General features: G+C 45.1%; 25 protein-coding genes and 1 riboswitch. Of the genes, 20 read left to right on the top strand and 5 right to left on the bottom strand.

Annotation, left to right across the window (positions count from 1 at the left end; all coding sequences use genetic code 11):
* Positions 1-28: 28 nt before the first annotated feature.
* The 3 genes from J2Z69_RS14155 to J2Z69_RS14145 form a co-directional block, all read right to left on the bottom strand.
* Positions 29-346 carry a DMT family transporter gene (locus J2Z69_RS14155; protein ID WP_209863907.1) on the bottom strand — a complete coding sequence of 106 codons (318 nt, stop codon included), beginning with the start codon at positions 344-346 and terminating at the stop codon, positions 29-31.
* The gene (locus tag J2Z69_RS14150) at positions 346-684 is read right to left on the bottom strand and encodes a DMT family transporter (RefSeq protein WP_209863904.1); all 339 of its coding nucleotides are present in this window, start codon (positions 682-684) and stop codon (positions 346-348) included. The genes J2Z69_RS14155 and J2Z69_RS14150 overlap by 1 nt, the downstream gene beginning before the upstream one ends.
* A gap of 79 nt (positions 685-763) precedes the next feature.
* On the bottom strand, positions 764-1,345 hold the full coding sequence (locus J2Z69_RS14145; protein WP_209863902.1) for a TetR/AcrR family transcriptional regulator: 582 nt from the start codon (positions 1,343-1,345) through the stop codon (positions 764-766).
* A 170-nt stretch (positions 1,346-1,515) separates the two neighbouring features.
* Between J2Z69_RS14145 and cls the strand changes: the two genes are divergently transcribed.
* A complete protein-coding gene (cls, locus tag J2Z69_RS14140) occupies positions 1,516-3,024 on the top strand; it encodes a cardiolipin synthase (RefSeq protein ID WP_209863900.1) in 1,509 nt (502 codons plus the stop codon).
* Positions 3,025-3,090: 66 nt separating this feature from the next.
* Here the strand turns inward: cls and J2Z69_RS14135 are convergent, their stop codons facing one another.
* Positions 3,091-4,626 carry a phospholipase D family protein gene (locus tag J2Z69_RS14135; protein WP_209863898.1) on the bottom strand — a complete coding sequence of 512 codons (1,536 nt, stop codon included), beginning with the start codon at positions 4,624-4,626 and terminating at the stop codon, positions 3,091-3,093.
* A 362-nt stretch (positions 4,627-4,988) separates the two neighbouring features.
* Between J2Z69_RS14135 and fni the strand changes: the two genes are divergently transcribed.
* The 4 genes from fni to J2Z69_RS14115 all read left to right on the top strand — a co-directional run bounded on the left by fni (position 4,989) and on the right by J2Z69_RS14115 (position 9,261).
* Positions 4,989-6,026, top strand: a complete 1,038-nt coding sequence (fni, locus tag J2Z69_RS14130) for a type 2 isopentenyl-diphosphate Delta-isomerase (protein ID WP_209864356.1) — start codon at positions 4,989-4,991, stop codon at positions 6,024-6,026.
* Between the two features lie 134 nt (positions 6,027-6,160).
* Positions 6,161-6,721 carry an ECF-type riboflavin transporter substrate-binding protein gene (locus tag J2Z69_RS14125; RefSeq protein ID WP_245339307.1) on the top strand — a complete coding sequence of 187 codons (561 nt, stop codon included), beginning with the start codon at positions 6,161-6,163 and terminating at the stop codon, positions 6,719-6,721.
* 12 nt (positions 6,722-6,733) lie between these two features.
* Complete coding sequence (locus tag J2Z69_RS14120) at positions 6,734-8,437, top strand: ABC transporter ATP-binding protein (RefSeq protein ID WP_209863896.1); 1,704 nt, start codon at positions 6,734-6,736, stop codon at positions 8,435-8,437.
* Positions 8,434-9,261, top strand: a complete 828-nt coding sequence (locus J2Z69_RS14115) for an energy-coupling factor transporter transmembrane component T family protein (RefSeq protein WP_209863894.1) — start codon at positions 8,434-8,436, stop codon at positions 9,259-9,261. Before J2Z69_RS14120 ends, J2Z69_RS14115 begins: the two co-directional genes overlap by 4 nt.
* 107 nt (positions 9,262-9,368) lie before the next feature.
* Here J2Z69_RS14115 and J2Z69_RS14110 read toward each other — a convergent pair whose 3' ends face one another.
* Positions 9,369-10,067, bottom strand: a complete 699-nt coding sequence (locus J2Z69_RS14110) for a hypothetical protein (protein ID WP_209863893.1) — start codon at positions 10,065-10,067, stop codon at positions 9,369-9,371.
* 788 nt (positions 10,068-10,855) lie between these two features.
* On the opposite strand from J2Z69_RS14110, the gene ychF reads away from it, so the two are divergent.
* The 15 genes from ychF to J2Z69_RS14035 all read left to right on the top strand — a co-directional run bounded on the left by ychF (position 10,856) and on the right by J2Z69_RS14035 (position 25,754).
* Complete coding sequence (gene ychF, locus J2Z69_RS14105) at positions 10,856-11,956, top strand: redox-regulated ATPase YchF (protein WP_209863891.1); 1,101 nt, start codon at positions 10,856-10,858, stop codon at positions 11,954-11,956.
* A gap of 204 nt (positions 11,957-12,160) precedes the next feature.
* Entirely contained in the window at positions 12,161-13,228 is a 1,068-nt protein-coding gene (gene prfA, locus J2Z69_RS14100) for a peptide chain release factor 1 (RefSeq protein WP_209863889.1), read from the top strand.
* 26 nt (positions 13,229-13,254) lie between these two features.
* Positions 13,255-14,118, top strand: a complete 864-nt coding sequence (gene prmC / locus J2Z69_RS14095; protein WP_209863887.1) for a peptide chain release factor N(5)-glutamine methyltransferase — start codon at positions 13,255-13,257, stop codon at positions 14,116-14,118.
* 547 nt (positions 14,119-14,665) lie between these two features.
* Positions 14,666-15,862: an FtsW/RodA/SpoVE family cell cycle protein gene (locus J2Z69_RS14090; RefSeq protein WP_209863884.1), complete on the top strand. Its 1,197-nt coding sequence runs from the start codon at positions 14,666-14,668 to the stop codon at positions 15,860-15,862.
* Positions 15,863-16,093: 231 nt separating this feature from the next.
* On the top strand, positions 16,094-16,771 hold the full coding sequence (spoIIR, locus tag J2Z69_RS14085; protein ID WP_209863881.1) for a stage II sporulation protein R: 678 nt from the start codon (positions 16,094-16,096) through the stop codon (positions 16,769-16,771).
* Positions 16,772-17,064: 293 nt separating this feature from the next.
* On the top strand, positions 17,065-18,255 hold the full coding sequence (locus J2Z69_RS14080) for an L-threonylcarbamoyladenylate synthase (protein WP_425355014.1): 1,191 nt from the start codon (positions 17,065-17,067) through the stop codon (positions 18,253-18,255).
* A gap of 41 nt (positions 18,256-18,296) precedes the next feature.
* Complete coding sequence (locus J2Z69_RS14075) at positions 18,297-19,154, top strand: DUF72 domain-containing protein (protein ID WP_209863875.1); 858 nt, start codon at positions 18,297-18,299, stop codon at positions 19,152-19,154.
* Between the two features lie 202 nt (positions 19,155-19,356).
* Entirely contained in the window at positions 19,357-19,917 is a 561-nt protein-coding gene (locus J2Z69_RS14070; RefSeq protein WP_209863872.1) for a manganese efflux pump MntP, read from the top strand.
* A gap of 53 nt (positions 19,918-19,970) precedes the next feature.
* The gene (locus tag J2Z69_RS14065; protein WP_425355013.1) at positions 19,971-20,555 is read left to right on the top strand and encodes a low molecular weight protein arginine phosphatase; all 585 of its coding nucleotides are present in this window, start codon (positions 19,971-19,973) and stop codon (positions 20,553-20,555) included.
* A gap of 55 nt (positions 20,556-20,610) precedes the next feature.
* Positions 20,611-20,693: riboswitch (ZMP/ZTP riboswitch) on the top strand.
* Between the two features lie 197 nt (positions 20,694-20,890).
* Entirely contained in the window at positions 20,891-21,478 is a 588-nt protein-coding gene (locus tag J2Z69_RS14060) for a TIGR01440 family protein (RefSeq protein WP_209863867.1), read from the top strand.
* Between the two features lie 59 nt (positions 21,479-21,537).
* Positions 21,538-22,785, top strand: coding sequence for a serine hydroxymethyltransferase (gene glyA, locus J2Z69_RS14055; RefSeq protein ID WP_209863864.1), 1,248 nt, complete (start codon positions 21,538-21,540; stop codon positions 22,783-22,785).
* Between the two features lie 256 nt (positions 22,786-23,041).
* Positions 23,042-23,671 (top strand): uracil phosphoribosyltransferase, encoded by a 630-nt coding sequence (gene upp, locus J2Z69_RS14050; protein ID WP_209863861.1) that lies wholly within the window; start codon positions 23,042-23,044, stop codon positions 23,669-23,671.
* Between the two features lie 117 nt (positions 23,672-23,788).
* Positions 23,789-24,946 (top strand): non-hydrolyzing UDP-N-acetylglucosamine 2-epimerase, encoded by a 1,158-nt coding sequence (gene wecB, locus J2Z69_RS14045; protein ID WP_281069413.1) that lies wholly within the window; start codon positions 23,789-23,791, stop codon positions 24,944-24,946.
* Positions 24,947-25,126: 180 nt separating this feature from the next.
* Positions 25,127-25,381 (top strand): AtpZ/AtpI family protein, encoded by a 255-nt coding sequence (locus J2Z69_RS14040; protein WP_209863858.1) that lies wholly within the window; start codon positions 25,127-25,129, stop codon positions 25,379-25,381.
* Positions 25,374-25,754, top strand: coding sequence for an ATP synthase subunit I (locus tag J2Z69_RS14035; protein WP_209863854.1), 381 nt, complete (start codon positions 25,374-25,376; stop codon positions 25,752-25,754). The genes J2Z69_RS14040 and J2Z69_RS14035 overlap by 8 nt, the downstream gene beginning before the upstream one ends.
* Position 25,755 lies beyond the last annotated feature (1 nt).

The following is a 25,755-nucleotide window of genomic DNA, read 5'->3' as shown; positions in this document are numbered from 1 at the left end:
TACGAAGGGCGGGAGGACTTGCAAATCCTCAACTGCTAATTAATTTGAGCCCTGCCGCAGAGCCTAATATAAGGGCAATACAAACCAGTCTACGCCAATCTTTAGTCTCGCCATATAGGAACATTCCGAGCAAGGCGCTTCCCACCGTACCGATCCCCGTCCAGACCGCATACGCGGTTCCCATAGGAAGGGTGTTCATAGCGTAGGTGAGCATGGAGAAGCTTCCTAAGAACCCGATGCCTAGCAAAAGATAAGCAGCAATATTACCGCGTAATGTAACTTGTTTGATTCCCATCACACCCACCACTTCTCCGAGTCCGGCTATAATTAGAGCAATCCAAGCCATTAGGATGACACCTCCTTATCGTTCTGATCCGTAATGAGCTTCAGTCCCATCACCCCCGCAAGCAGTAGCATAATCAGTACCGTTTTGGACCAACGGAAGGGCTCTCCGAACACCAGCATTTCTGTAATCACGGTCCCTGCCGTGCCTATACCGGTAAATACAGCATAGACGGTTCCAATAGGCAGACGCCGAGAAGCTTCGATGATCAGCCAGAAGCTAAGAGAGATGGCTAACACAGTAATTAGCCAAGCCCACCATGTGGAGGAATGTTTTAGTCCTGATACCCAAATGATCTCAATGAGTCCTCCTATAAATACGTATAACCAGTTGCGATTCATGTTGACGTCCTCCTTTTACTGGTAGAGATAGATTGCTCATTATCCTAGAAAAAATCGATTACCTAGGCAGTACTTATAATTAGTCATAGATGCCCTGTGTATATATAGGCCATATGGCATCCAGTCTTTTTCGAGATCGATCCGGCATCTCATATAACATTTCTACCATCACGCCATCCATCAACGTCATGAAGCTGACGGCCGCTTGCCCCGAGGAGATGGAAGCACGTAGTGGGCGAGTTACCTCTTTTTCAAACGTGTGAATGAGCTTGTTCTCCATCGCATCCAAAAAGGGATACACAATCCGCATGACCTCTTGTGATAACGCGTGAGGGGGGAAGAACATCATACGAAGTAGGAACGCCGTATCTTGGTTAGACTCATATTCATCCTGAAATAGACGAATGAGGCCATGTAATCGCTGCTCTAAGCGTATGTTTTGGTTGGTAATAAAATAGCGGATGATGCGGTGCCTCTCTTCACGAAGTACGCGAATAAGCACGTTCATGAACAGGTCCTGTTTCCCTTGGTAGTGTGCATATATAGAGGGCTTCTTCATTCCTGCTTCTGTAGCAATATGCTGTAGGGAAGCCCCTTCATAACCCTCTCTAGCAAAATGCGCTAATGCAGCTTCTTGAAGCCTACGTTTTCCTTCAGACATCTAATCACCTTCCTAACGATCGTTAGTTATATATTTTCACATGTGTAATAGGAAGTCAATGTTACTGGTTAGATAGGTATATAAAGGAGAGAACTAGCCATAGTCTATAAGGTTAGTTAAAAATCATGTAGTATAATAGGAATAGTTGTGTTGAAAGAAGGTGAATTGGCATGAGGCGCGGATTACAAATTGCACTGATTGTGCTGATCCTGTTCCTATTTTATTTTTTGAATTTTGGATTCTTTGGTCATTTCGGAGGTACCCTCGTTGGTATTTTCCAGACACTTACTGTAATATCCGTAGGTTTGGCTATATTTATGGAGAATCGCAACCCATCCAGTACAGTAGCCTGGATACTTTTACTAGTGTTGCTCCCTGTAGTTGGACTCATTCTTTATTTTCTGCTCGGGCAAAATTATTTCAAGCGTAAAAAGTTCGATAAGAAACTAGCGAACGATCAAAAAACCTACGAGCGTATTGATAACAATACGATGCAGGCCTCTTTCGATTTATCCATGTTTACGCCTGGCCAACAGAAATTGCTTAAGCTGTCCCATAAAATTGCCCGCACTCCATTCTCGATGGCAACGCGCACACGGGTCTTAACCAACGGCGAAGAGACCTTCTCTTCCCTGCTGAAAGAACTGAAAATGGCTAAACACCATATTCATATGGAGTATTATATATACCGTGCAGATGAGATTGGACGGGAAATACAGAAGACGCTCATTGAAAAAGCAAACGAAGGCGTAGAGATCCGCTTTATGTTTGATGCTGTAGGTAGTCTAGGGTTGTCTAAGACGTTTCTCAATGAAATGAGAGATGCAGGCATCCAGATTGGGGTATACGGCAAAGTGAAGTTCTTAGCCCTCTCTAGTCGGGTGAACTACAGGAATCACCGCAAAATTGTAGTTATTGATGGGAATACAGCCTTCATGGGCGGATTAAATGTAGGGGATGAATACTTAAGTCGCAGCAAGACTTACGGTTTCTGGCGAGATACGCATATGCTGGTCAAGGGAGAGGCTGTGCGTTCACTTCAGATCATTTTCCTACAGGATTGGAAATACGTAACGGGCGAAAGTATTTTTGGGCTAGAGTATCTATCTCCTCAGCTCGAACGAGGATGTAGCGGTGCGGTGCAGATCGTGCCGAGTGGTCCAGACAATGTAAGTCGATCCCTAAAAGACATCTTCTTCTCCATTATGACATCGGCCAAAAAATCGATCTGGCTCGCTACGCCTTACTTCATTCCTGATGAGGATCTTCTTACCGCGCTAAGAGTAGCGGCGATTTCGGGTTTAGATGTAAGGATTCTTTTCCCAGCCAAGCCGGATAAATGGCTTCCCTTCCTAGCCTCCCATTCGTATTTCCCATCGCTCCTAGAAGCAGGGGTGAAAATCTACGAATATGAAAAAGGATTTCTGCATTCCAAGCTTCTCATTGCGGACGGTGAAGTGGCTTCTCTGGGTACGGCGAACATGGATATGCGTAGCTTCCATCTGAATTTTGAAGTCAGTGCACTGCTCGTACAGGCAGATAGTGTGAAGAAGATTGTCGAGGATTTTGAGCGAGATTTGCAATCTACCAAGATGATCGAACTCAGCGAATTCATGAAAAAAAGAGTAGTCGTTCGTATGATGGAATCGGCAGCGAGATTAATGTCTCCATTACTCTAAAATAAAAAGGACCGTCTCTAATAGCGCACTTGCGCCATAGACGGTCCTTTTGTATGCGAATGTACTCTAATAAGTGGTGAAGCCTAATATTTTCTGCAGCCGGTACAGAATATCTTTGAACCATACCGATTTCTCATTATAAGCTGCAAAATCTAAGCTGTAGGACTCCCCCGTGTTACTCCAAATTTTATTGAAGTAAGAATCCATATCTTTGGTGAGCTTGCTTCCAGCTGGGGCAGATACCCACAGGTCATTTTCCAGATTCAAATCATCTAGATTTCTCAATGTGAAGTTGGCTGAACCTCCCATAACAATGCTAGGTTGCTCCTTCTTGGCTAGGTAAATGAGCTTGCTATGGTACTGTTCTTTGGTCGTGTTATACCAGCGGATTTTAATTTTATTGTCAGTTCGATCTAGCAGTTCCGCACCCACGGGGCGATTGGGCAGACCAATCTTTTCTTGTCCAAATGCATTTTGGTTCGGATCTAGAATCAGGCGGACCTCAGCACCACGGTTCGAGGCAGCCACAAGTTCATCCATAACCTTCGTATCAGCTATATAAAACATTCCGATCCATACCGTGTCTCCAGGCTCTGCACTTTGAATGGTCTCAAGTAAGTGGGCATAGATCTTACCTTCCGTGAGATAACGGATCTGAAGTTTCTTACTACTAGGGAGGGGTGTAGGGTTCCCCGCGGCTGTGTCTACCGTGTTAGGTGCCGAGTTAGAAGACGGATCTGCCGTTCGGAATTCAGGTACTGTGGCGCCACCCGAAAAATTCATTACGGCTTGCTCAGTCTTCAGAATATCTCCAATAATATTTCCTTTCACTTCAAAGGCAATGTTAGAGTGGTAGGCGCTAGCATTGTGGACATTTCCTGAGGAGATGAGTGCACTATTCTCGGTGGCTAGCACTTTACGGTGATTAGCTTTGACATTCAGTAGTTTGAGATAGGAGCGTGCTGTGATCTTCGGTCCATCTGAAGCCATAAGATTCGGAATCCATCCTTTGCCCGATTGACCAAACCACTGGAAGAATGTGCGCCAGACCGCCGAATAGGCAGGCGTGGAATCTCTCAGCGGATTCACATTCGTAATCGTGATCTGAATGCCCGCTTTCTTCAATTGTTCCAATAAGGGGTTTGGTGCTGAATCATAGTTAGTATTGATTTCATCTGTTACGAAGACGATTTGCATCTTAGGATATTTTTTCTTCTGATCGATAAGTTTGCGAGTCATGGTCTCACTCACCGTTGGATAAGTCTGGTCTTTGTGTACATAATTATTGAACAAGAACAAGTCCATTACGATAAATTCATGGGCTTCATCAATCATCTGCATCATGCGATCATAGATCTGTCTTTGCTGGTGAAAGGCGCCTTTTCCGTCAGGCGTGGTCAGGTCGTACAGGAACTTTACATCATCCACTTCATATACAGGACCTTCATAAGATACGCCCGGTGGAAGATCTCTATGGGTCTGGTAAAGCATAACGGCAACCAACCACAAGACAAGAAAGATCAATATGCCATAGAGAATACGGCGACGTTTCTTTCGGCGAGAGTGTGGGGGCTGGGATGTGGTTTGAACATGAGACGACATAAAATAAATTCCTCCTCTAGATACCTAATCCTATATAACGTTAATCGGGCATAATTGAAGCATACTAATTGGAGTTAGACGTGGAAGAATTCGATTTATTTTGGACAAGCATAGGCTTGATTGATACATACAGCTATACTATAAGTATTAAAAGTACGAAAAAGAAGTATTAAAAGTTAGAAAAAGAATGATGGTATATCTAAAATAGACGCTGTTTTATTTATAGATATTGGAGGGAAATTATGCGATATACTCAGCGCCTCAAAAGGCAGCTCACACCACGTAACCAACAAAAGAATTACGCGAGTACTCCTTCTCCACATGAAGGGAGTCCACTTGCAGACTTAAATTCATCTTTGGGCATGTCAGATGCAGTAGGAGCAACATCAGAACGGAAGACGGCACACATTCGAATCTGCTTAGAAGAAGAGGTAAATGGAGATGGCATCAGCAGTGGGTTCGAGCGATATAGATTCACACATCTTGCCCTGCCCGAGTTAGATTTTGACGAGATTAATCTAGATACTCATTTTATGGGGAAAGAGATGAGGACACCTTTACTAATTAGTTCGATGACTGGAGGAAGTCAGGTTGCTGCCCGAATTAATGAACGATTAGCGGAAGCGGCAGAGCGGCGAGGCTGGGCGATGGGAGTAGGATCTATTCGTGCTGCCGTAGAAAAGAGTGAATTAGCTTCTACCTTTGCTGTTCGTTCATGGGCGCCTACCATACCGATTATTGCAAATCTGGGCGCGGTACAACTGAATTATGGTTTTGGTGTAGAAGATTGTCAGCGGGCGGTCGATATCGCCGAAGCAGACATGCTCGTACTTCATCTGAATGGGCTTCAGGAAGTCTTTCAGCCCGAAGGCAATACATCTTTTGGTGGACTGCTGCAACGTATAGAGCAGTTATGTCGCGAACTACCTATCCCTGTAGGAATCAAAGAGGTAGGCTGGGGCATTGATGCCAGTGTAGCCAAGAGCTTACAAGAGGTGGGCGTTACGTTCGTGGATGTAGCAGGGGCAGGGGGTACGTCTTGGAGTCAGGTCGAGAAGTTCCGCAGCAAGGACGGGGTAAGAAGAGCAGCCGCAGAAGCTTTTGCAGACTGGGGAAATCCAACAACGGAATGTATTCGAGATATTCGGCAGGCTCTTCCAGACATGCCACTCATCGGAAGTGGGGGATTACATACGGGAGTGGATGCAGCCAAAGCAATTGCCCTAGGAGCAGATTTAGCTGGTTTTGGTAGAGCGCTCCTCGCCCCCGCTGTGGAATCCGAGAATAAGCTGGACCATCTGTTGGAACAAGTGGAATTTGAGCTGCGTACGGCCATGTTTGGGATCGGGGCGATTAATATAAATGCACTGCAAGCAACGAAGCGTCTTGTTCAAAAATAAGCACATCTCCTACCTTTAAAGGAATAAAATGTAATTAACAGATAATTCCTACTAGTTTACAGAGAATTATATTGACGTTACTCGGTCATGCCCTTATAGTCAAATTTAACATTTAATTATAGGAGGCGATTTATTTGCGTCAATCGATCTGGAAATTCAACACCCGTACTGTAGTTACCATTGGCATCGGAGCAGCATTATATGGCGCAACTAGTTGGATTGGGATTCCTTTAATAGCAGATACTCAGCTACGTCCAGCTATTGCTTTGTTGGCTATTTTCGGTGCTTTGTTTGGTCCTGTTGTAGCCTTTCTTGCGGGAATTATTGGACATATCATCAGTGACTTTGTGCAAGGCGGAATTGTATGGTGGGGCTGGGCGCTAGGATCAGGGATTACGGCAGCCTTTATGGGACTCATCTTCTTATCCAAAGGTTTTAATCCACAAGAGGGACAAGTTAGTCGCAAGCATCTGTTATTATTCACTGTATATGGTCTAGTAGGAATTGTGGTGTCCCTTACATTCTCTGGATTATTTGATATTTACGTCATGAATGAACCTAACGATAAAATACTAGCGCAGGTAGCTTTAGCTTCTGCTGCTAACATATTAGTCTTCCTCGTTCTCGGATTGCCAGCCGTATGGGCATTCGCTAAGCGGAATCGGGAGAATACGAACTTATCCGTAGACAGATAGGAGCATCTAGACATGCAGCCCGTGATTTCTTTTCAAAATTATACCTTTCGTTATAAAAGTCAGTCGGAACCTACCCTGCGTAACATCAATCTAGATATCCAGTCCGGCGAAAAAATATGGATTGCCGGTCCCAGCGGTTCCGGCAAATCAACCTTAGCCCATTGCATCAATGGGCTAATTCCTTTTTCCTACGGTGGAGAATCTTCTGGGATTCTGTACGTCGGAGGGAAGGAGGCGGCCAAGTTAAGTATCTTTGAGCTTAGCCGCCATGTAGGCACCATTCTTCAAGACCAAGATGCACAGTTCGTCGGTCTTTCGGTCGGGGAAGATGTGGCTTTCCAAATGGAAAATGAGCAAGTTCCTCATTCGCAAATGAAGCAAGACGTATATGCATCATTAACACAGGTGGGGATGGAAGAATTCGAATCTCAAGGCCCACAAGATCTTTCGGGTGGACAGAAGCAAAGTGTGTCGTTAGCTGGAATTCTATCTACCGAAGCGGATATTTTATTATTTGATGAACCTCTAGCCAACCTCGACCCCGCTAGTGGTGCGAGAGCGATGAAGTTAATTGATCATATTCATCAGTCTACGGGGAAGACGATTATTATTATTGAACACCGTGTGGAAGATGTGTTACAACAACCGATTGACAGGATTATTGTGATGAGTGAAGGGGAAATCGTTCGGGATCAAACCCCGGATCAGCTTCTTGCAGAGGGCGCTCTATCCAAGTATGGACTTCGTCAACCTTTACATCTTCAAGCTATGAAGTATGCAGGGATTACTATGGGGGGAATGAAGGGTTTAAGCGACCCTGAGGGGAATGTGCATCCCTCTATCGGAGAGGAGCTTAACGCATGGGCAGCAGGAATTCCGTTTGATCCACCTCATGTGGAGGGTGAAAGGTTATTAGAGCTGGATCACCTTACTTTTGGTTATGATAAGAGCCGACCGGTAATAAAGGATGTATCCCTGACGCTAAGTAGAGGAGAAACCGTGGCATTGTTAGGAAATAACGGTGCGGGGAAGTCTACCTTATCCGGGTTAATTACGGGCATATACAAGCCCGATCGTGGGGAAATCCGTTATCGAGGAGAATCTATAGCTTCATGGTCTATCCGTAAACGTGGTGCTGCCATCGGTTATGTCATGCAGAATCCAAATCATATGATAACGCAACATCTGATCCGAGATGAGGTATCTATTGGTCTTCGGGCGCGCGGCATCACTGGAGATGAGATGACGGCGAAGACAGATGAGGCATTACGTACTTGTGGTCTGTATCCTTATCGCAACTGGCCTGTCTCAGCGCTCAGTTATGGACAGAAAAAGAGGCTTAGTATCGCTTCAATTCTCGTATTAAAGCCTGAGATCATGATTTTGGACGAGCCCACAGCAGGACAAGATTATAAGCATTATAAGGAATTTATGGACTTTATTCATCAACTTGCTGGGCAAGGAATGGCCTTTATTTTCATTACGCATGACATGCATTTGGCACTGGAATATGCTAGCCGTGCGGTTGTTCTTTCTGGTGGCGAGATTATTGCTGCGAATCACGTGGCGAACGTGCTATCCAATCCCGTTGTGACGAAGAAAGCGCACCTGCGAGAAGTATCTTTATCTCGTTTTGCCAAAGCCCAGCAACTGCAAGCCCCAGAACGCTTCGTGCAAGCCTTCGTAGATTATGAGAAAAGAGGGATGCAAGCATGAGCAAAGGCGGGGGGATTTATGTAGCTGGAGATTCTTGGGTTCATCGGTTAGATGGTGCGGTGAAGCTTATTTTATGGCTAATATGGACAGTCGTTGTGTTTATGTTCCTAGATCTGCGGCTATTCGCTGTTATGATTGCGATTGGGGTTGCTCTGCTTTGGAGTGCTAGAATTCCACTTCGCAAGATGGCATTTTTGTTCTGGTTTCTGATCTTTTTTACTTTTACGAACGCTATCTTTATTCTACTGATTACACCTACTTTTGGAACGACACTAACGGGTACGAACACACCTCTCATTCCACTGGGGTATAATACAATTAATAAAGAGACCTTGTTCTATGTCTTAACGTTATCAGCCAAATATATTACACTGCTTCCGCTTACGTTGGTCTTTATTCTAACGACGCATCCAAGTCGGTTCGCTGCTAGTCTGAACAAAGTCGGTGTTCCTTATAAGATCGCCTATGCGGTAAGTATTGCTTTTCGCTATATTCCAGATCTTACACAGGAGTTCAAACATATCTTGAATTCACTGTCTGCTCGGGGCCTGGGGATTACAAAAGAAGATGGAACGATAGCTCAGCGTATGAAGAATCTCACTCTAGTCGTTGTTCCGCTTTTGCAGTCATCCTTGCATCATATTGACGCAGTCTCCAATGCTATGGACTTGCGGGGATTTGGAGCTCATCCGAAACGGACTTGGTATATGGGTATGAAAATGTCTAGCGTAGACAAGACGGTGCTGCTCTTCATCTTGCTGCTATTGGCTCTTGCCATCTACCTTAAGGTGAGTGTACTGAAAGGTTTTTGGTATCCTTTGTGAAACATTGTGTTGGTAGGAAGATGGAAATTTCTTAATTAGCTTAAATGTTTGAGTGCAAAAAAAGAAGTAGCTGCGAGAATTTTCTCGAAGCTACTTCTTTACAAATATTATGCATGTGCATCCCCGATGTAAGTATCGTGAATATACCAATTTCCTGTTGCAGTAAATCTTAATTCAATATGTCCGGAATAATTCCCTACCAGCTTAATATATGTGTATTCAGCATCAGCTATTGCATCTTTAACAGTTGAATCAATGTTGCGTACGGAAGGAGTTCCAGTGATTTTGCCTATCCAACCGATATTTCCCTCTGCTGAAGCACTTGGGGGATTTTGATAAGAAGTAATTTTAGTAGCATTTGTATACGTGTAGTTATCGCTAATTGATATTGTATAAATCGTTACGTAAAGTGCCTTTACTCCAAAAGATCCCTGAGCAGTAGCACTATATGTGATAGGTGCTCCTGACGCTTCAGCTGTCGGCTGTACTGCTACCTGCTTAACTGATCCGGATACACTTGCTTCTACAGAAAAGCCATTTCCTAAATCAATACTTTGTTGAGCATGTCCTTTTGAAACTTTCAATTTAGCAAGAGCTACATTTACTTGTTCAATTGTTGGAATTTGAGACTCTGTAATTAATGCTTTTCCGTTCTGTTTAAAAATTTTGTTAACCTCGTCTAGGGAAGCGATTCGTTGTTGAGATTTCGTACTTTCATTACTTAGGCCTTGAGCAGATGATTCAGATTGAGTAGGTAACATTAATAGTAGTGTTAATACTAACGCCAGAACTCCTCTTTTAATCATTTTCTTCTTCCACTCCTTTTGTTATAATAGAAACATCTAATATATTACCATAAATTACTTATTATGGTAATTATTTTTTGAAGTATTATATCTTTAAAAGAGGGGTTGTCAAAAAGGTGTTTAAGCAAACTGTTACTCAAGCACTTTTGGTTATTGGGTTTTTCATTTTGTTACTATATTCGCTTCGATTATTTATTCAATTTAGTAATTTTGCAATAGCAACGGATAATATGTTATTTGTTCTGCTACATCCGATAGCGGCACTGATTTTATTTGGTTTTTATTTTAGACTTTTAGGTTTCATTATGAACTTTAATCTTAACCAAAAAGTTTACTTTCAGAAAACGAACAAACTTTTATTATACTGTTCTATTGCTATTACATTAACAATTGCTCTCACAATTTCAATTTTAATACTTCCAATAACTAGATTTTCAATTCTCTTATTAGCTTCGTGTCTCCTAATTTATGCACTATGGTTTTTAGTGGGAATTACATTCGGAGCTTCAATTCGGCAAGAAATTCTTTAAGAAAGGTTCTCTGCGCCAGAGCCGTCCTTGACTGTTTACAGGGCTCTAATGGAGCAGCAGTATGGTGACTTCAACTGACTACATATTTAGGTATTTATAACTCGTTGGATGAGGTACCCTTAGAAATGGCTGGCTAGAGCGAACTTAAGCGTTCGCTCTAGCCTTACTAATTTCACCCTTTTCCTTGAATTATTGGCGGTCTATATGTACTATGGTTGAAGATGATTAGCAATTACAAATAACGAGGAGTTGTCATATATGGCTTTAAAAGCAGGGATTGTGGGTCTCCCGAACGTTGGTAAATCCACACTGTTTAATGCAATTACACAGGCGGGGGCTGAATCCGCGAACTACCCATTTTGTACGATTGACCCGAATGTCGGCGTAGTAGAAGTTCCCGATGAGCGTCTGGATAAGCTTACAGAACTTGTAGTTCCGAACAAAACGGTACCTACAGCTTTTGAATTTGTTGATATTGCAGGTCTGGTTCGTGGTGCAAGTAAGGGCGAAGGACTAGGCAACAAATTCTTGGCCCATATTCGTGAGGTAGACGCGATCGTGCATGTCGTGCGCTGTTTTGAAGATGAGAACATCACCCATGTGGATGGCAAAATCAACCCGATCAGTGACATTCAGACGATTAATCTTGAATTGATTCTCGCCGATCTCGATAGCGTTGAGAAGAAGATTGACCGCTCCCGTAAGAACATGAAGGGTGGCAACAAGCAGGCTTCGCTTGAAGTAGAAGTGCTTGAACGTGTAAAGGAAGCCCTTTATAACGATATGCCTGCACGCAGCATTGACCTTTCTGAAGAAGAGCGTCAAATTGTACGTGATCTCCATTTGCTCACACTTAAGCCGGTTTTATATGCAGCGAATGTAAGTGAAGATGGAGTCACAGAAGCGGATAGTAATCCATTTGTGCAGCAAGTTAGAGAATTTGCAGCAGCCGAGAATGCGGAAGTGGTACCGATTAGTGCCAAAGTAGAAGCGGAAATTGCCGAGTTAGAGGGAGAAGACAAAGCGATGTTTTTGGAAGAGCTGGGCTTAGATGCTTCAGGTCTAGACCGCTTGATTCAAGCTGCTTATCGCCTACTTGGTCTATACACTTACTTCACGGCAGGTGTACAGGAAGTAAGGGCTTGGACGATTCGCAAAGGAACGAAAGCACCGGGTGCCGCGGGTGTCATTCATACGGATTTCGAACGCGGATTTATTCGGGCGGAAGTGGTATCTTATGATGATCTCGTAGCCGCTGGAACCATGAACGTAGCTAAGGAACGTGGGCAAGTTCGCCTCGAAGGCAAAGAGTACATTGTAAAAGACGGAGATATTATGCATTTCCGTTTCAACGTGTAGAGTAATTATCCTATTCAGATGACCCTGATTGCATACAGCAATTGGGGTTTTTTGATGATTTCGGTGGAAGGACATTTCTGTTCAAATCGAATAGACTATGATATAATAAAAAGTCGTATATTGTGTTTTTTTACTTTGCAAATGTAACGTTATGAATGCATATTAAACCGTGCATATTATTATATACAAGAGAGGTGACTTCCCTTGTTGGATAGATTACAATCCCTTGCGGATCGTTATGACAAATTGAGCGAGTTGCTCTGTGATCCGAATGTGGCCAGTGACACGAAGAAATTAAGAGATTATTCTAAGGAACAATCGGACTTACAGCCTTCCTATGAGGCGTTTACTGAATACAGAACCGTGATGGAAGAACTGGATGCAGCGAAAGCTATGCAAGCCGAGAAGCTCGATGATGAGATGCGTGATATGGTGAAAATGGAGATTGAAGAACTCACCACCCGCCAAGCGCAGCTTGAGGAAAGAATACATGTGCTATTACTACCTAAGGACCCGAATGATGACAAGAACGTAATTGTCGAAATTCGCGGAGCAGCAGGCGGAGATGAAGCCGCTTTATTCGCTGCTGATTTATATCGCATGTACACTCGATATGCCGATAACCAAGGCTGGCGCGTTGACGTGATGGATGTGAACTCCAGCGATCTGGGCGGATTTAAAGAAGTGATTTTCATGATCAACGGCCAAGGTGCGTATAGCAAAATGAAATTCGAGAGTGGTGCACACCGAGTTCAGCGTATTCCGACGACGGAATCCGGTGGTCGTATCCATACGTCTACATCTACCGTTGCGGTGATGCCAGAAGTTGAGGATTTCGATATCGAAATTCACGATAAAGATATTCGAGTCGATACCTTCTGTTCCAGTGGAGCGGGTGGGCAGTCTGTAAATACTACCAAATCCGCGGTTCGTGTTACGCACATTCCCACGGGAATTGTGGCTACATGTCAAGATGGCAAATCGCAGAACTCCAACAAAGATAAAGCTCTTCAAGTGCTACGCGCACGTATCTTTGATATGAAACGTCAAGAAGAAGAAGCGAAGTATGCGGGAGAGCGGAAGAGCAAAGTGGGTACAGGAGATCGCAGTGAGCGAATTCGTACGTACAACTTCCCGCAAAGCCGTGTAACGGATCACCGTATTGGTCTTACTGTTCATAAGCTGGATCAGATTATGAATGGTGAAATCGAAGAGTTCATCTCTGCCCTCACCATTGCGGAGCAAGCGGATATGATGGACCGGGGAGAATAAAGTTGCTATATTCCGCGGAATTTAGCATGTCTGAGCAAGTGTCGTTAAGAGAAGCCTTTTTAGAGGCTTCTTCTTTTTTGGAGGCGGCGGGAATTCAGGAGCCGAATGCGAACGCCGAGCTATTGCTACGGCATGTGCTGGATCTTAGCGGCGCCACGTATTGGGCGGCGCTGCGCGAGCCCTTCCCAGCGGGCGCATCCGCCCGATGGGAAGCAGCCATCCGCCGGAAGGCGGCGGGCGAGCCTGCGCAGTACATCACGGGGGAGCAGGAGTTCTACGGCTTGACCTTTGAGGTCACGCCGTCGGTGTTGATCCCGCGGCCCGAGACGGAGCTACTGGTGGAAGCCATTGCCGCCGAAGGCGAGAAGCTGTGGCCGAGCGGGGCACCCCGCGCGGTGGACATTGGTACAGGGAGCGGCGCCATTGCCGCGACCTTGAAGCATCTGCGCCCGGCATGGCACATGGCGGCGGGCGATCTGTCAGGCGATGCACTGGCAGTAGCGAAGTCTAATTTTGAGAGACTTGGACTTTCTGTGGAGTGCAGACAAGGGGACTTGTTGAAGCCTTTTACTGGAGAGACAATGGATATCCTAGTGTCCAATCCACCGTATATTCCAGCGGCGGATATTGAAGTATTGCAGCCTGAAGTTCGAGACTACGAGCCGCGCCTTGCTTTAGATGGAGGACCGGATGGTCTGGCTCCCTACCGCATGATGATGGATCAACTCTCCTTGCTGGCTTCGATTCCTCGATTAATTGGTTTTGAACTCGGGATGGGCCAAGCTCAGGATGTAGCGGAATTACTGCGCAGTGCAGGGCACTGGTCGGAGGTTTACATTATAAATGACTTTGCTGGCATAGAGCGTCATGTAGTAGGGGTTCGTAAATAATTCTTTAACTAACTATTTAGACCATAAAGTATCAAAACTCCAGATGAACAGGCTTTTGAGTTTCTGAAAGGTCTGTTTGTCTTCCTTTCTGCTAATGAAAAATTCGTTTTGGGTTAGATATGCCCAATGCTTTTCCGCGTATTAATCAAACATGTACTTAAACATGCGAAAGGCAGTTTGATTCCGCATTTGTCTACTTTTCACTTTTATTCTAATAGGGTAATTTTAGGGGATACCACTGAATATACAAGGTAGAAGGCTTGCCTTACCTACATAGACATTAGAGGGGGGAAGTAACTTATTTGCACGAAGCCGTAGAGCTAGGCATAATAGGTTAAAGAGGATAGCACTTGTCTGTTGTAACAAGCTATAACCTGCTAAGTCGTCGGCCTTGAAAGAAGAGAAGCCGTGTTATACCATAGAGAATTACTATAGAGAGAAAAAGTTAATAGGCATTAGATAAGGTCGGGATTCGGTGAGACGTCCGTGATCCTTATTCGGTGAAGTAAGATCACACGGATCATAGAATGCTGGAGGGAGCTTGTTCATGTTCAGGAAGTTCAAACAAATGGATTGGTCCATTGTTGTAATATTAGTGGCATTTATGGTTATGAGTATCCTATTAATTCATAGCGCTGTTGCTACTGCACCACCTAAATATGCACATTTAGATAAAAAAATGGTTATCAACTATATATTAGGATTTATCGCTTTTTTCGGAATGGCATTTGTCAATTATAGAGTGCTAATTAAGTTCTATCTATATATCTTTGGTGCTGGAATATTATCATTACTTTTCGTGAAATTTTTTGGCGGTGAGGTTAATGGTGCCCAAGGTTGGGTCACTATACCGGTCATTAAGCTTGATGTCCAACCAGCGGAATTATTTAAACTTATTTTGATTATTACATTATCTGCACTTCTTCTTCGTAAATATAAACTCAGACTAACATTCTTGCGAGATGTTGTTCCATTAAGTTTAGTTACATTTCTACCTTTTGCGTTAGCTATGGCCTTAAATGACATTGGAAACGGATTAAGTTATTTAGTGATTTTACTTGGTATGCTGTGGATAGGAAAAATGAAATACTCACACACACTTTTCATTCTTATTATTCTTGCGGTGTCTTTGGCTGTGGGCATTAAGTCTTACGTAACGTACCATGATCAGATTGAGAAAGCTTTAAGCAATAGTAATAAAGAACATTGGCTAAGCCGCATAGACCCATGGCTACTTCCTGAAAAAGCTTCTAAAAAAGCAGTTTATCATACGAAAAACGCAAGTATAGCCATTGCTTCAGGAGGAATGTTTGGCCAAGGATATATGAAAGGGGCATATACTCAGACTGGTCGTGTCCCTTACACGTATGCCGATTCTATTTTTGTAGTAGCAGCTGAAGAATTTGGGTTTTTCGGATGTTCTATTATGCTTTTGATTTATTTCATTATGATCCATAGATTAATTTTAATTGCATTAGAATGTAGAGATCGGGCAGGCCCTCTATTAATTGTCGGAATTGTATCGATGTGGCTCTATCAGATTTTAGAAAATGTAGGGATGTTTATGGGTATACTTCCACTCACGGGGATTACATTACCATTCATTAGTTATGGCGGTAGCTCTCTGCTAATCAATATGGCCTGTCTAGGGATTGCCATGAGTGTGAAGATGCATGGTCAGCAGAATGAAGATGATCTTTCGGTCGGACGTAGCGGGAAAGCTATAGCTCGAGGCAAGGCATAGAAGGATAGCAAGTATTTCCTGAACAAGAACTTGAACTGACGTAAAGTACAATTACGTTAGTTCAGGTTCTTTTTTCATGAAGTTTATTAGAAAAAGGAATTTCCTCTAGAATCCTCTAGCGAAAGCTTAAAATCTATTAATATCTAATATTATAATAGATTCATAGGTTTAGCCTCCTCAAGCCGCGGACATACTAATTTACATCAGGATCATCGTGAGGGGGAAACAAGGATGGTATGGAAGCGTAGAGAGTCAAAGCGGGAGTGGGTACGCAGTGTGGCCTTGATCTGTTTTAGCATGGCAGTGTTACTAATGTCTTGGGAAGGGCAAAAGACGAACGCTGCTATAGCGCAGACATCTATCCCAAAGGACTCCATTCGCCTACGTATCCTTGCCAATTCCGACCTACCCGAAGATCAATTGGTGAAACGTCATGTACGCGATGCGGTAGTTGAGCAAATGAATGCGTGGGTCAAGACGCTGGATCATCCCCAGAGCCTTGATGAGGCAAGGCAAGTTATTCGTGCAAAGCTGCCTGAGATTGAAGATGAAGTAGGTCAAACGCTCAGAGAAAATGGGAAATCTTACGGATATCATGTTGAACTTGGCGTGGTACCTTTTCCTACAAAAATGTATGGAGGAGCCGTCTATCCCGCTGGAGATTACGAAGCAGTTCGTGTCACTCTAGGCGCAGGCTCAGGGCAAAATTGGTGGTGTGTTCTTTTTCCGCCATTATGTTTCATTGATGCAGGGACGGGGGATGCCGTAGCGAAGAACGGGGCCGAGGTGAAAACAGCATCAGCTGCTACTTCGGATACGCAGAAGGATGCGAAAGCACCAGAAGTTAGATTCTTTTTATGGGATTTTCTTTGTACTATTTTTCAATGGATTGGCAACTTATTTGCTTAGAGTCACAAAAGTTATTTATCTGATATTCATGCTATTATCATAGATTTTATAAGTATGTATTCTCTGAGATTAGCTAGTAATACCGTTGGTCAAGGCTCCAATAGTATGATAAAATTTAGACAGTTTAGGAGTGCCTCTCTTTTCTTTGTAGAATGATATCTGCAAGGACATGAGGGGACTTTTTGGTTCTGTGGTTTGTATAGGTATTTTGATTGGCATTCAGGTCCGTATTCGTTAGTTATATAGCAATTAGGTTGATTTATAAAAATCATATAGAAAGATTGGGATAAAGGATGGATCGAAGACAGGATAGTTGGCGATATCTAATGGACCGTGAAGGCGGAAGGAGCAGAACAGCTTATTGGAAAATAGGCTGTGAAGCCCAAACAGACACTAATGTAGAAGATAACTTAATCGATCAAATCGAAGCGACTAACTCAACTTTAATTATGGATGATATCTTCATACAGCAAGCTGCACAGCTTTTGAGAAAGGGAGATACGGTTGCATTTCCTACAGAAACGGTCTATGGACTGGGAGCAGATGCTAGAAATACTACAGCGGTAGAACGGATTTTTGTGGCAAAAGGTAGGCCCTCGGACAATCCCCTCATTGTCCACATTTCCGATCGGTCACAGCTGAATGATCTTGTGCTGGACGTCCACGAGACGGCGAGTCGCCTTATGGATGCCTTTTGGCCAGGGCCCTTGACCTTGGTACTCCCCGTTCGTCCTGGCGCGGTATCGCCCAAAGTGACGGCGGGGCTATCCACCGTAGCTGTGCGCATGCCGGCTCACTCTTTGGCACTGCGCCTGATTGCAGCCGCTGAATGTCCTGTGGCTGCGCCAAGCGCCAATCGGTCAGGCCGACCGAGTCCAACGCTTGCAAGCCACGTAGAGGAGGACCTTGCTGGCCTCATCGGCGGCATTGTTGACGGCGGGCCCACGGGTGTGGGCCTCGAGTCCACTGTGGCCGAAGTGGCCACGGACGGCACCGTGACCGTGCTGCGCCCCGGATCGGTCACGGCCGATGCGCTGGCCCGCGCCGCGCAGGCCAGCGTCCACACCGAGCCCGCCCTCCCTACCGGCGGGCGGGAAGACCTAAGCCCGGCGCCACGCTCGCCGGGCATGAAGTACACGCACTACGCGCCGCGCGGCAGCCTGCGCGTAGTGCGTGGAACAGACCCGGCGGCCGTCACGGCCCGGGTCCAAGCGGAACTCGCCGCAGCTAAGGCGCGCGGCGAAGTGACCGGGGTGCTCGCGTTCGACGAGCACCTGAGCCACTACCCAGCGGACGTTCCGGTCTCGCTGGGATCGATCGCGGCGCTGGAGACCGCGGCGCAGCGACTCTATGCGGGCCTGCGCCAATTCGACGAGGCAGGAGCGACCTTTATGGTCGCGGAAGCCTGCCCGGAAGAAGGGCTTGGCATCGCCGTGATGAACCGCCTGCTTAAAGCGGCGGGCCATGAGGTAATAGATGTTTAATAGAGTTTAAACATCGGGTAACGGCAAGGAGGGAACCTACTATGATTCGAATAGGACTTACGGGGTGGGGAGATCACGCGGAGCTTTATGGAAAAGGGGTGTCTGCTAAAGACAAGCTTCGAGTCTATAGCCGTCACTTTCCTATAGTAGAGATAGATAGCTCATTCTATGCGGTTCAGTCCCAGCATAATTATCAGCGCTGGGTGGAACAGACACCTGAGCATTTTTCTTTCTTGATTAAAGCTTATCAAGGGATGACAGGTCATTCCCGAGGCAAACCTCAACCTTATGCTGGTCCGGGAGAGATGTTCGATGCTTTTCTTCATTCTATTGAGCCGGTGCTCCAAGCGGACAAATTAAATGCCATTTTGTTTCAATTTCCCCCTTGGTTTGATTGCACCGTTGATAACGTGAGGCAGTTGAAAGCGATTCGGAAGTGGATGGGGGATCTTCCTCTGGCTATAGAATTTAGAAACCCTAGTTGGTTTGAGCCTTCTACGAGACAGCGGACGCTAGAGTTTATGAAAGATGAAGGTTGGTTTCATGTCGTGTGTGATGAACCTCAGATTGGACAAGGTTCTGTACCGATCGTTGCAGAGCCAGGTGCTCCAGGCAAAACCTTTATTCGTCTGCACGGCAGGAATGCGGAGGGGTGGAAAATGAGCAGCGCCCCAAATTGGCGTGAGATCCGTACGCTCTATCGCTATAGTACTTCAGAACTCTCAGAGTGGCGTGAATATGTAGAAGAGCTAGTAGCCAAAGGAGCAGGAGATATTTTTATGATTTTTAACAATAACTCTGGCGGAGATGCAGCAGACAATGCCAAAGAAATGATGTCGCTTCTCGGCATGACTCCTGTAGCTAGTGCGCCTAAACAATTAGACTTGTTCGGAGAATGAACTATACGTTCCTTCTCTAGCAAGTCTTTTCTATTTTCTATACGTTCCAGTGCTATAATACAATTCCCCGAATCGAGACCTTTGTCTAGCTAACTAGCTGTTTTGTCTCAGTTTTCCATTAGGCAAGGGGATAAGCTGTCATCAACTTACCCTTGTCCGCATAGTTTGTTAATAAGAAATGCGGACATGGGGGGAAGATTCGATGCACGAGGCAGCCAAGTGGCTGGGAGAGCTTGCTACGATTGTGATGATGGCCGCAGCTCTGGGGATGGATGCTTTTTCCCTCGGGATCGGCATAGGCATGAAAGGGGTAAGACTTCGCGAAGTGGTACGTATTAGTGCAGTCATTGCGCTTTTTCATATTCTCATGCCACTGCTAGGTATATGGACAGGTGAATATCTGGGCATGTTGCTCGGTCAAGTTGCTAGGTATGTATCTGGGGGTCTACTCATATTACTTGGACTGCATATGATCGTTAGTTCCCTTCGCGGTGGGGGATTGCAGGCGGTGAATCCTCGTACATTCTGGGGCATGATGTTATTTGCTATGAGTGTAAGTGTAGATTCTTTTTCTGTTGGCGTATCGTTAGGAATGTTCCATAGCAATCTTATTCTCACTGTACTTGCCTTTGGTTTCTTTGGTGGACTTCTATCCGTATTAGGCTTGCTGCTAGGGCGTAAAGTGAGTCATAGTCTTGGAGATTATGGAGAAGCTGCGGGAGGAGCCGTTCTTTTGGCATTTGGACTGATGTTTATCTTTTGATACAATGAAAGAAAAACATGAGTGTGATAGGTGCCAGCTGGAGGTGGAACGTTTTGCGGATATTATTTGTATGTACAGGAAATACGTGCCGGAGCCCTATGGCGGAAGGGTTGCTCCGTCAAATGGCAGAGCAGGAACAGATGCAATTAGACGTGCGCTCAGCAGGTGTAGCTGCGGCAGAAGGAATACAGATTTCTTATCATGCCGAAGGTGTGCTTCGAGATCATCATATCAAGGACCAGATCACTTCGTCTCCCATCCGTATGGATACCGTAGAGTGGGCAGATTTAATTCTTACGCTCACGGAAGGCCACAAGCGTCAAGTTCTACAGCATTTTCCTAACGGAGCAGGCAAGACCTACACGCTTAAGGAATATGTGGAAGATGATATTCAAGTGTTGCAAGATATAGCGGAACTAGATAGTCTCCTTGCTTCCAAAGCACTTCAAAATTCGCTAGGTCAATCCTTAACACCCTCAGAAGGGGAACGTATGATTGAACTGAGGCAGCGGATTCCTGTCTATGATATTTCGGACCCTTATGGCGGATCGCGAGAAGAATATGACCGCACAGCTGCAGAGATTCGAACTGCGTTAGATAAGCTGATGGACAAGCTCAAAAATGGACGTGGAATGTAATCGATTTTTGGTTGCAAAACGCTCGGGCTTCCGATATGATGAATTTGAAAAACAGCAGATCCGATGTGACTGGCGACGAGAGTGGATGAAACCACGATGGAGCATTGGAGTATACGGCCGGTCGCCTGGGCAAAAGAGCACGTGCGCATTCTTTGAATGCGTCCTGCTCTTTTTTTCCGTTCCTTCTGTCGATATCCGAGGCTGAACTCGGTATAATAAAGACAGTAATCGGCGGAAGATGACGTTTTTCGATAAGGAGCGTAAGCGTCTGGTGTTGTCATAACCGCATAACGAACCGAAAGATGCTTAGTAATCGAACAGGGAGGTATGTGAGGATGAACTCAGATCACGAAGTGATGTCTGTCCGTGAACAGGCAGCTAGCGTCCTGACTGAATTGGCAGAGGCCGCGAACTTAGGCCCTGGTAAAGTAGTTGTCATTGGCGTGAGTACAAGTGAAGTTGCAGGAAGTCACATCGGTACGAATGGAGCAGTGGATACCGCAGCGGCGTTGTATGAGGGCTTAGATCAGGTTCGATTAGAGTATGGTTTTGATCTTGTCTTTCAGTGCTGTGAACATTTGAATCGTGCACTGGTCATGGAACGTGAACTATTGGAGCGACTAGGTCTCTCTGAAGTTAGCGCCATTCCCGTCCCTAAGGCAGGGGGCTCTATGGCGGCTGGAGCTTTTCGTAGGTTGAAGAATCCTTGTCTGGCTGAGACCATTGAAGCTCACGCAGGTGTCGACATTGGGGAGACTCTAATTGGAATGCATCTGCGCAGGGTAGCCGTACCTTATCGGCCGCACATTCGTTACATCGGCAAAGCAAGAGTCAACGCCGCATGGAGTCGGCCAAAGTTAGTTGGCGGAGAAAGGGCTGTGTACAAGCTAGAATCCGTCCAAGATTCGAACCTTTGTGACTAAAAAGAACGGGAAGTAAAGCCACAAGATTTAAAGCAATAGACCATGGGAGGATGAATAAAATGGATCATTTGAGACAACAAGACCCGGCCGTATTAGAGGCTATGAATTTGGAACTAGGTCGTCAACGTAGCAATATTGAATTGATTGCCTCCGAGAACATTGTGAGCGAGGCAGTTATTGAAGCCATGGGTTCGGTACTTACGAACAAATATGCTGAAGGCTACCCGGGTAAACGTTTCTATGGGGGTTGCGAGCATGTGGACATCGTAGAAGATATCGCTCGTGATCGTGCTAAGGAGTTGTTTGGTGCAGAACATGCCAATGTACAGCCTCACTCGGGCGCACAAGCTAACCTTGCTGTGTACTTGGCAGCCCTCAAGCCAGGCGACACCGTACTTGGTATGAATCTTGCTCATGGCGGTCATTTAACTCATGGTAGTCCCGTTAACGCTTCAGGTCTGTTGTACAACTTTGTGGCTTATGGCGTTCAAGAAGATACATTTACTATAGATTATAACGAGATTCGCAAAGCCGCTTTCAAACATCGTCCAAAAATGATCGTAGCGGGTGCAAGTGCTTATCCCCGTATCATTGATTTCGAAGCCATTGCTTCCATTGCGAATGATGTAGGCGCTTTGTTCATGGTCGATATGGCACATATTGCTGGACTCGTGGCGGCTGGATTGCATCCAAGTCCAGTGCCACATGCACACTTTGTTACCACAACTACGCACAAGACTCTTCGTGGACCTCGTGGAGGGATGATTCTTTGCCGCAAGCCTTGGGCTGCTGCAATTGATAAAGCTGTATTCCCAGGAACACAAGGTGGACCGTTGATGCACGTCATTGCTGCCAAAGCTGTTGCATTGGGTGAAGCGCTCCAACCTTCATTTAAGACTTATGCAGAGAACGTAGTGAAGAATGCCAAAAAATTAGCAGATACCCTTGTAGAAGAAGGGCTGAACATTGTATCAGGCGGAACAGACAACCATTTGATGTTGGTGGATACACGTGGTTTGGACATTACAGGTCGGGATGCAGAGCATATTTTGGATTCGATCGGTATTACGGTCAATAAAAACGCAATTCCATTTGATCCGACCAGTCCTTTTGTAACCAGTGGTATTCGTCTAGGAACTCCGGCAGCTACTTCTCGTGGTATGGATGAAGCGGCGATGGAAGAAATCGGTCGTGTTATTGCATTGACCCTGAAATCTCCTAAGGATGAGCAAGTATTGGCGGAAGCTAGTAAGCGTGTAGCTGCGTTAACAGATCAATACCCGCTATATCCTGAATTGAAATACTAATTTATAGTTATCGTTCCGATAAGCCAAGGAAGAGCTCCTATGTATATCATAGGGGCTTTTCTTTTATATATAGCTTAGGGGTTCTGTTCAGATGGATGAGAAGCGTGAATGTGATCGTAACTTGAAGGCAATAATTCCAATTGGAATCAAAGATGAAAATGCCACCATGTAATGATATAATAAACAGGATTTGGCCTTTTCCCTGAGAGGACAGGCCTAGGTAAGGACTCGAAGTAACCAACCGGAGGGACTAATCATGGCAAAACTGGTGGTGTGTGATCACCCTTTAATTCAGCACAAACTTACATTTATCCGCGACATGCGGACCAACACCAAGGACTTTCGTGAATTGGTGGATGAAGTAGCCACATTAATGGCTTACGAAATTACAAGAGATGTTCCCCTTGAATCGATTACGGTTCAGACCCCTGTCGCAGAGACAGAGTCCAAAGTAATTTCGGGCCGGATGCTTGGCCTCATTCCTATTTTGCGTGCAGGACTTGGAATGTTAGATGGAGTGCTAAAGCTTCTTCCCGCGGCTAAAGTAGGTCATGTCGGCCTTTTCCGTGATCCGGATACACTGCAGCCTGTGGAATACTATATTAAGCTACCTACTGATGTGCAGGAGCGTGAGCTTATTGTCATTGATCCTATGTTAGCTACCGGAGGTTCTGCCATTGCTGCTATTGATGCATTGAAGAAGCGCGGTTGCTCTCAAATCAAGATGATGAATCTGATTGCGGCTCCCGAAGGGGTTAAGGCAGTTCAAGATGCTCATCCTGATGTAGATATCTACGTGGCAGCGATGGATTCTCATTTAGACGAGCATGGATATATTATTCCGGGACTTGGGGATGCAGGAGATCGCCTGTACGGTACGAAGTAAGAAGCGATATAAGTCTTTGCATAGCATCATGTATAAGTGCCGCTGCCTTGGCTCCTGAGCATCAGGTATCCGGGCAGCGGCTTTCCCGCGAGGGACCTATATAAGGGGGAACATATTTTGTCCAAAATTAAAGTGATGACTATTTTTGGAGTGAGACCTGAAGCGATCAAAATGGCTCCACTCATTCTTGAACTACAAAAGCATCCAGAAGAAATCGAATCGATAGTATGTGTTACGGCGCAACATAGAGAAATGCTGGACCAAGTCTTAGAGGTGTTCCAGATCGAACCTGATTTCGATCTCAATGTGATGAAGGAACGCCAGACCTTGAACGAAGTAACTATTCGTGTGCTTCAAGGATTGGAACAGGTGCTTTTGGAAGCGAAACCAGATATCGTCCTAGTGCATGGAGATACACTTACTACATTTTTAGCAAGTTATGCCGCGTTTCTTCAACAAATTCAAGTGGGCCATGTAGAAGCAGGCCTTCGGACTTGGAACAAGCTTTCTCCTTATCCCGAAGAGATGAATCGTCAGTTGACAGGGGTTATTGCGGACATGCATTTTGCTCCAACGGAATTGTCGGCAGGGAACCTGCGTAAAGAAAACAAGAACGAGTCTCATATCTATGTTACAGGCAACACGGTTACGGATGTATTCCAGTATACAGTTCGTTCAGATTACACCCATCCTGTTCTGGAGTGGGCTGAAGGCAAACGTTTAATCTTGATGACTGCACATCGTAGAGAATCACAAGGAGAACCACACCGCAACATTTTTAATGCTGTGAAGCGGATTGCTGATGAATTTGAAGATATTGCGATTGTATACCCTGTGCATCCAAGCCCAGCAGTTAGAGAGCCTGCTTATGAGATTTTGGGCGGTCATCCTCGAATTAAGCTTATTGATCCTCTGGATGTCGTAGATTTGCATAATTTCTATCCCCATACCCATTTGATTCTGACGGACTCCGGGGGTCTACAAGAAGAAGCGCCATCATTTGGTGTGCCGGTACTCGTATTGCGTGATACGACAGAACGTCCCGAAGGAATTGAAGCGGGGACTCTGGAACTTGTGGGTACGGAAGAAGCGGATGTGTATGAAAGAACCCGGGTTCTTTTGACAGATCAATCTGTGTATGAATCAATGAGTCATGCCGCGAACCCTTATGGGGATGGACAAGCCTCACCAAGAATTACCCAAGCCATTTTGCATCATTTTGGGAGATTAAAAGATCGTCCAAAAGAATTTCACAGAACGTTCACAAAGGCCTAAATTACTGTATAATTAAACAAACACAACAGTATACAGTTCAACTGTACGGATTACGTGGCTTTGATGAGCATGAGATAACCGATAAAACCCCAAATTGGAGCAAAACGGGCCTAAATACGCCAATTGACAAAGTCTTGTGACATTCAGTAAAATTAACTGGGATTATAAGGTTGGGATGAAATGAAGAGACAAGATAAGTCGAAGAAATCCGAGGAAAATAGCAGTGGTGCTCTCAAAGCCATGGGGCTTGTTAGTGCGATTGGAATTGATCTAGCTGCTTGCACCTTAGGTGGTTTTTACCTTGGTTCATGGATGGACAAGAATTGGGGTCTGTCTGGAATTGGGACCGCTTTCGGAGTTTTGCTCGGCGTTTTTATCGGGGCTCTATCGATCATCGCCATCATCAAAGCAGTCATGGGGGAAAGTCATGAGTGAACTACCCAAATACCGTAAGGTATTGACCATGCTGACATTGTATTTTGTTGCTCTATGTTTATTGCTTGCGGCGTTGATGCCTTCGTACCGAAGCGTTCCACAAGGACTTATTCTAGGTTCTGTTGTTAGCTGGATTAATGCTTATTACTTAGGTTACAAAGTCATGAAAGTGACAGACGCAGCAGCTTCAGGGCAGTCAGCTAGACGAATGGGAATGGGGTTCGGAGTACGCGCAGCATTAAGTATTCTGGCCGTTATGATGACTGTGAAGTTACCCATGTATTTTAATGTGTTCGCAGTTGTGGGAAGTTTGGTTCTGGCTCAATTTCTTATCCTATTTATCGGTATTCGTTTCTCCAAGAGTAATAGCTAAG

The sequence above is a fragment of the Paenibacillus shirakamiensis genome (assembly GCF_017874255.1).
GTDB lineage: Bacteria > Bacillota > Bacilli > Paenibacillales > Paenibacillaceae > Fontibacillus > Fontibacillus shirakamiensis.
This window is presented reverse-complemented; position numbering and strand designations above follow the sequence as displayed.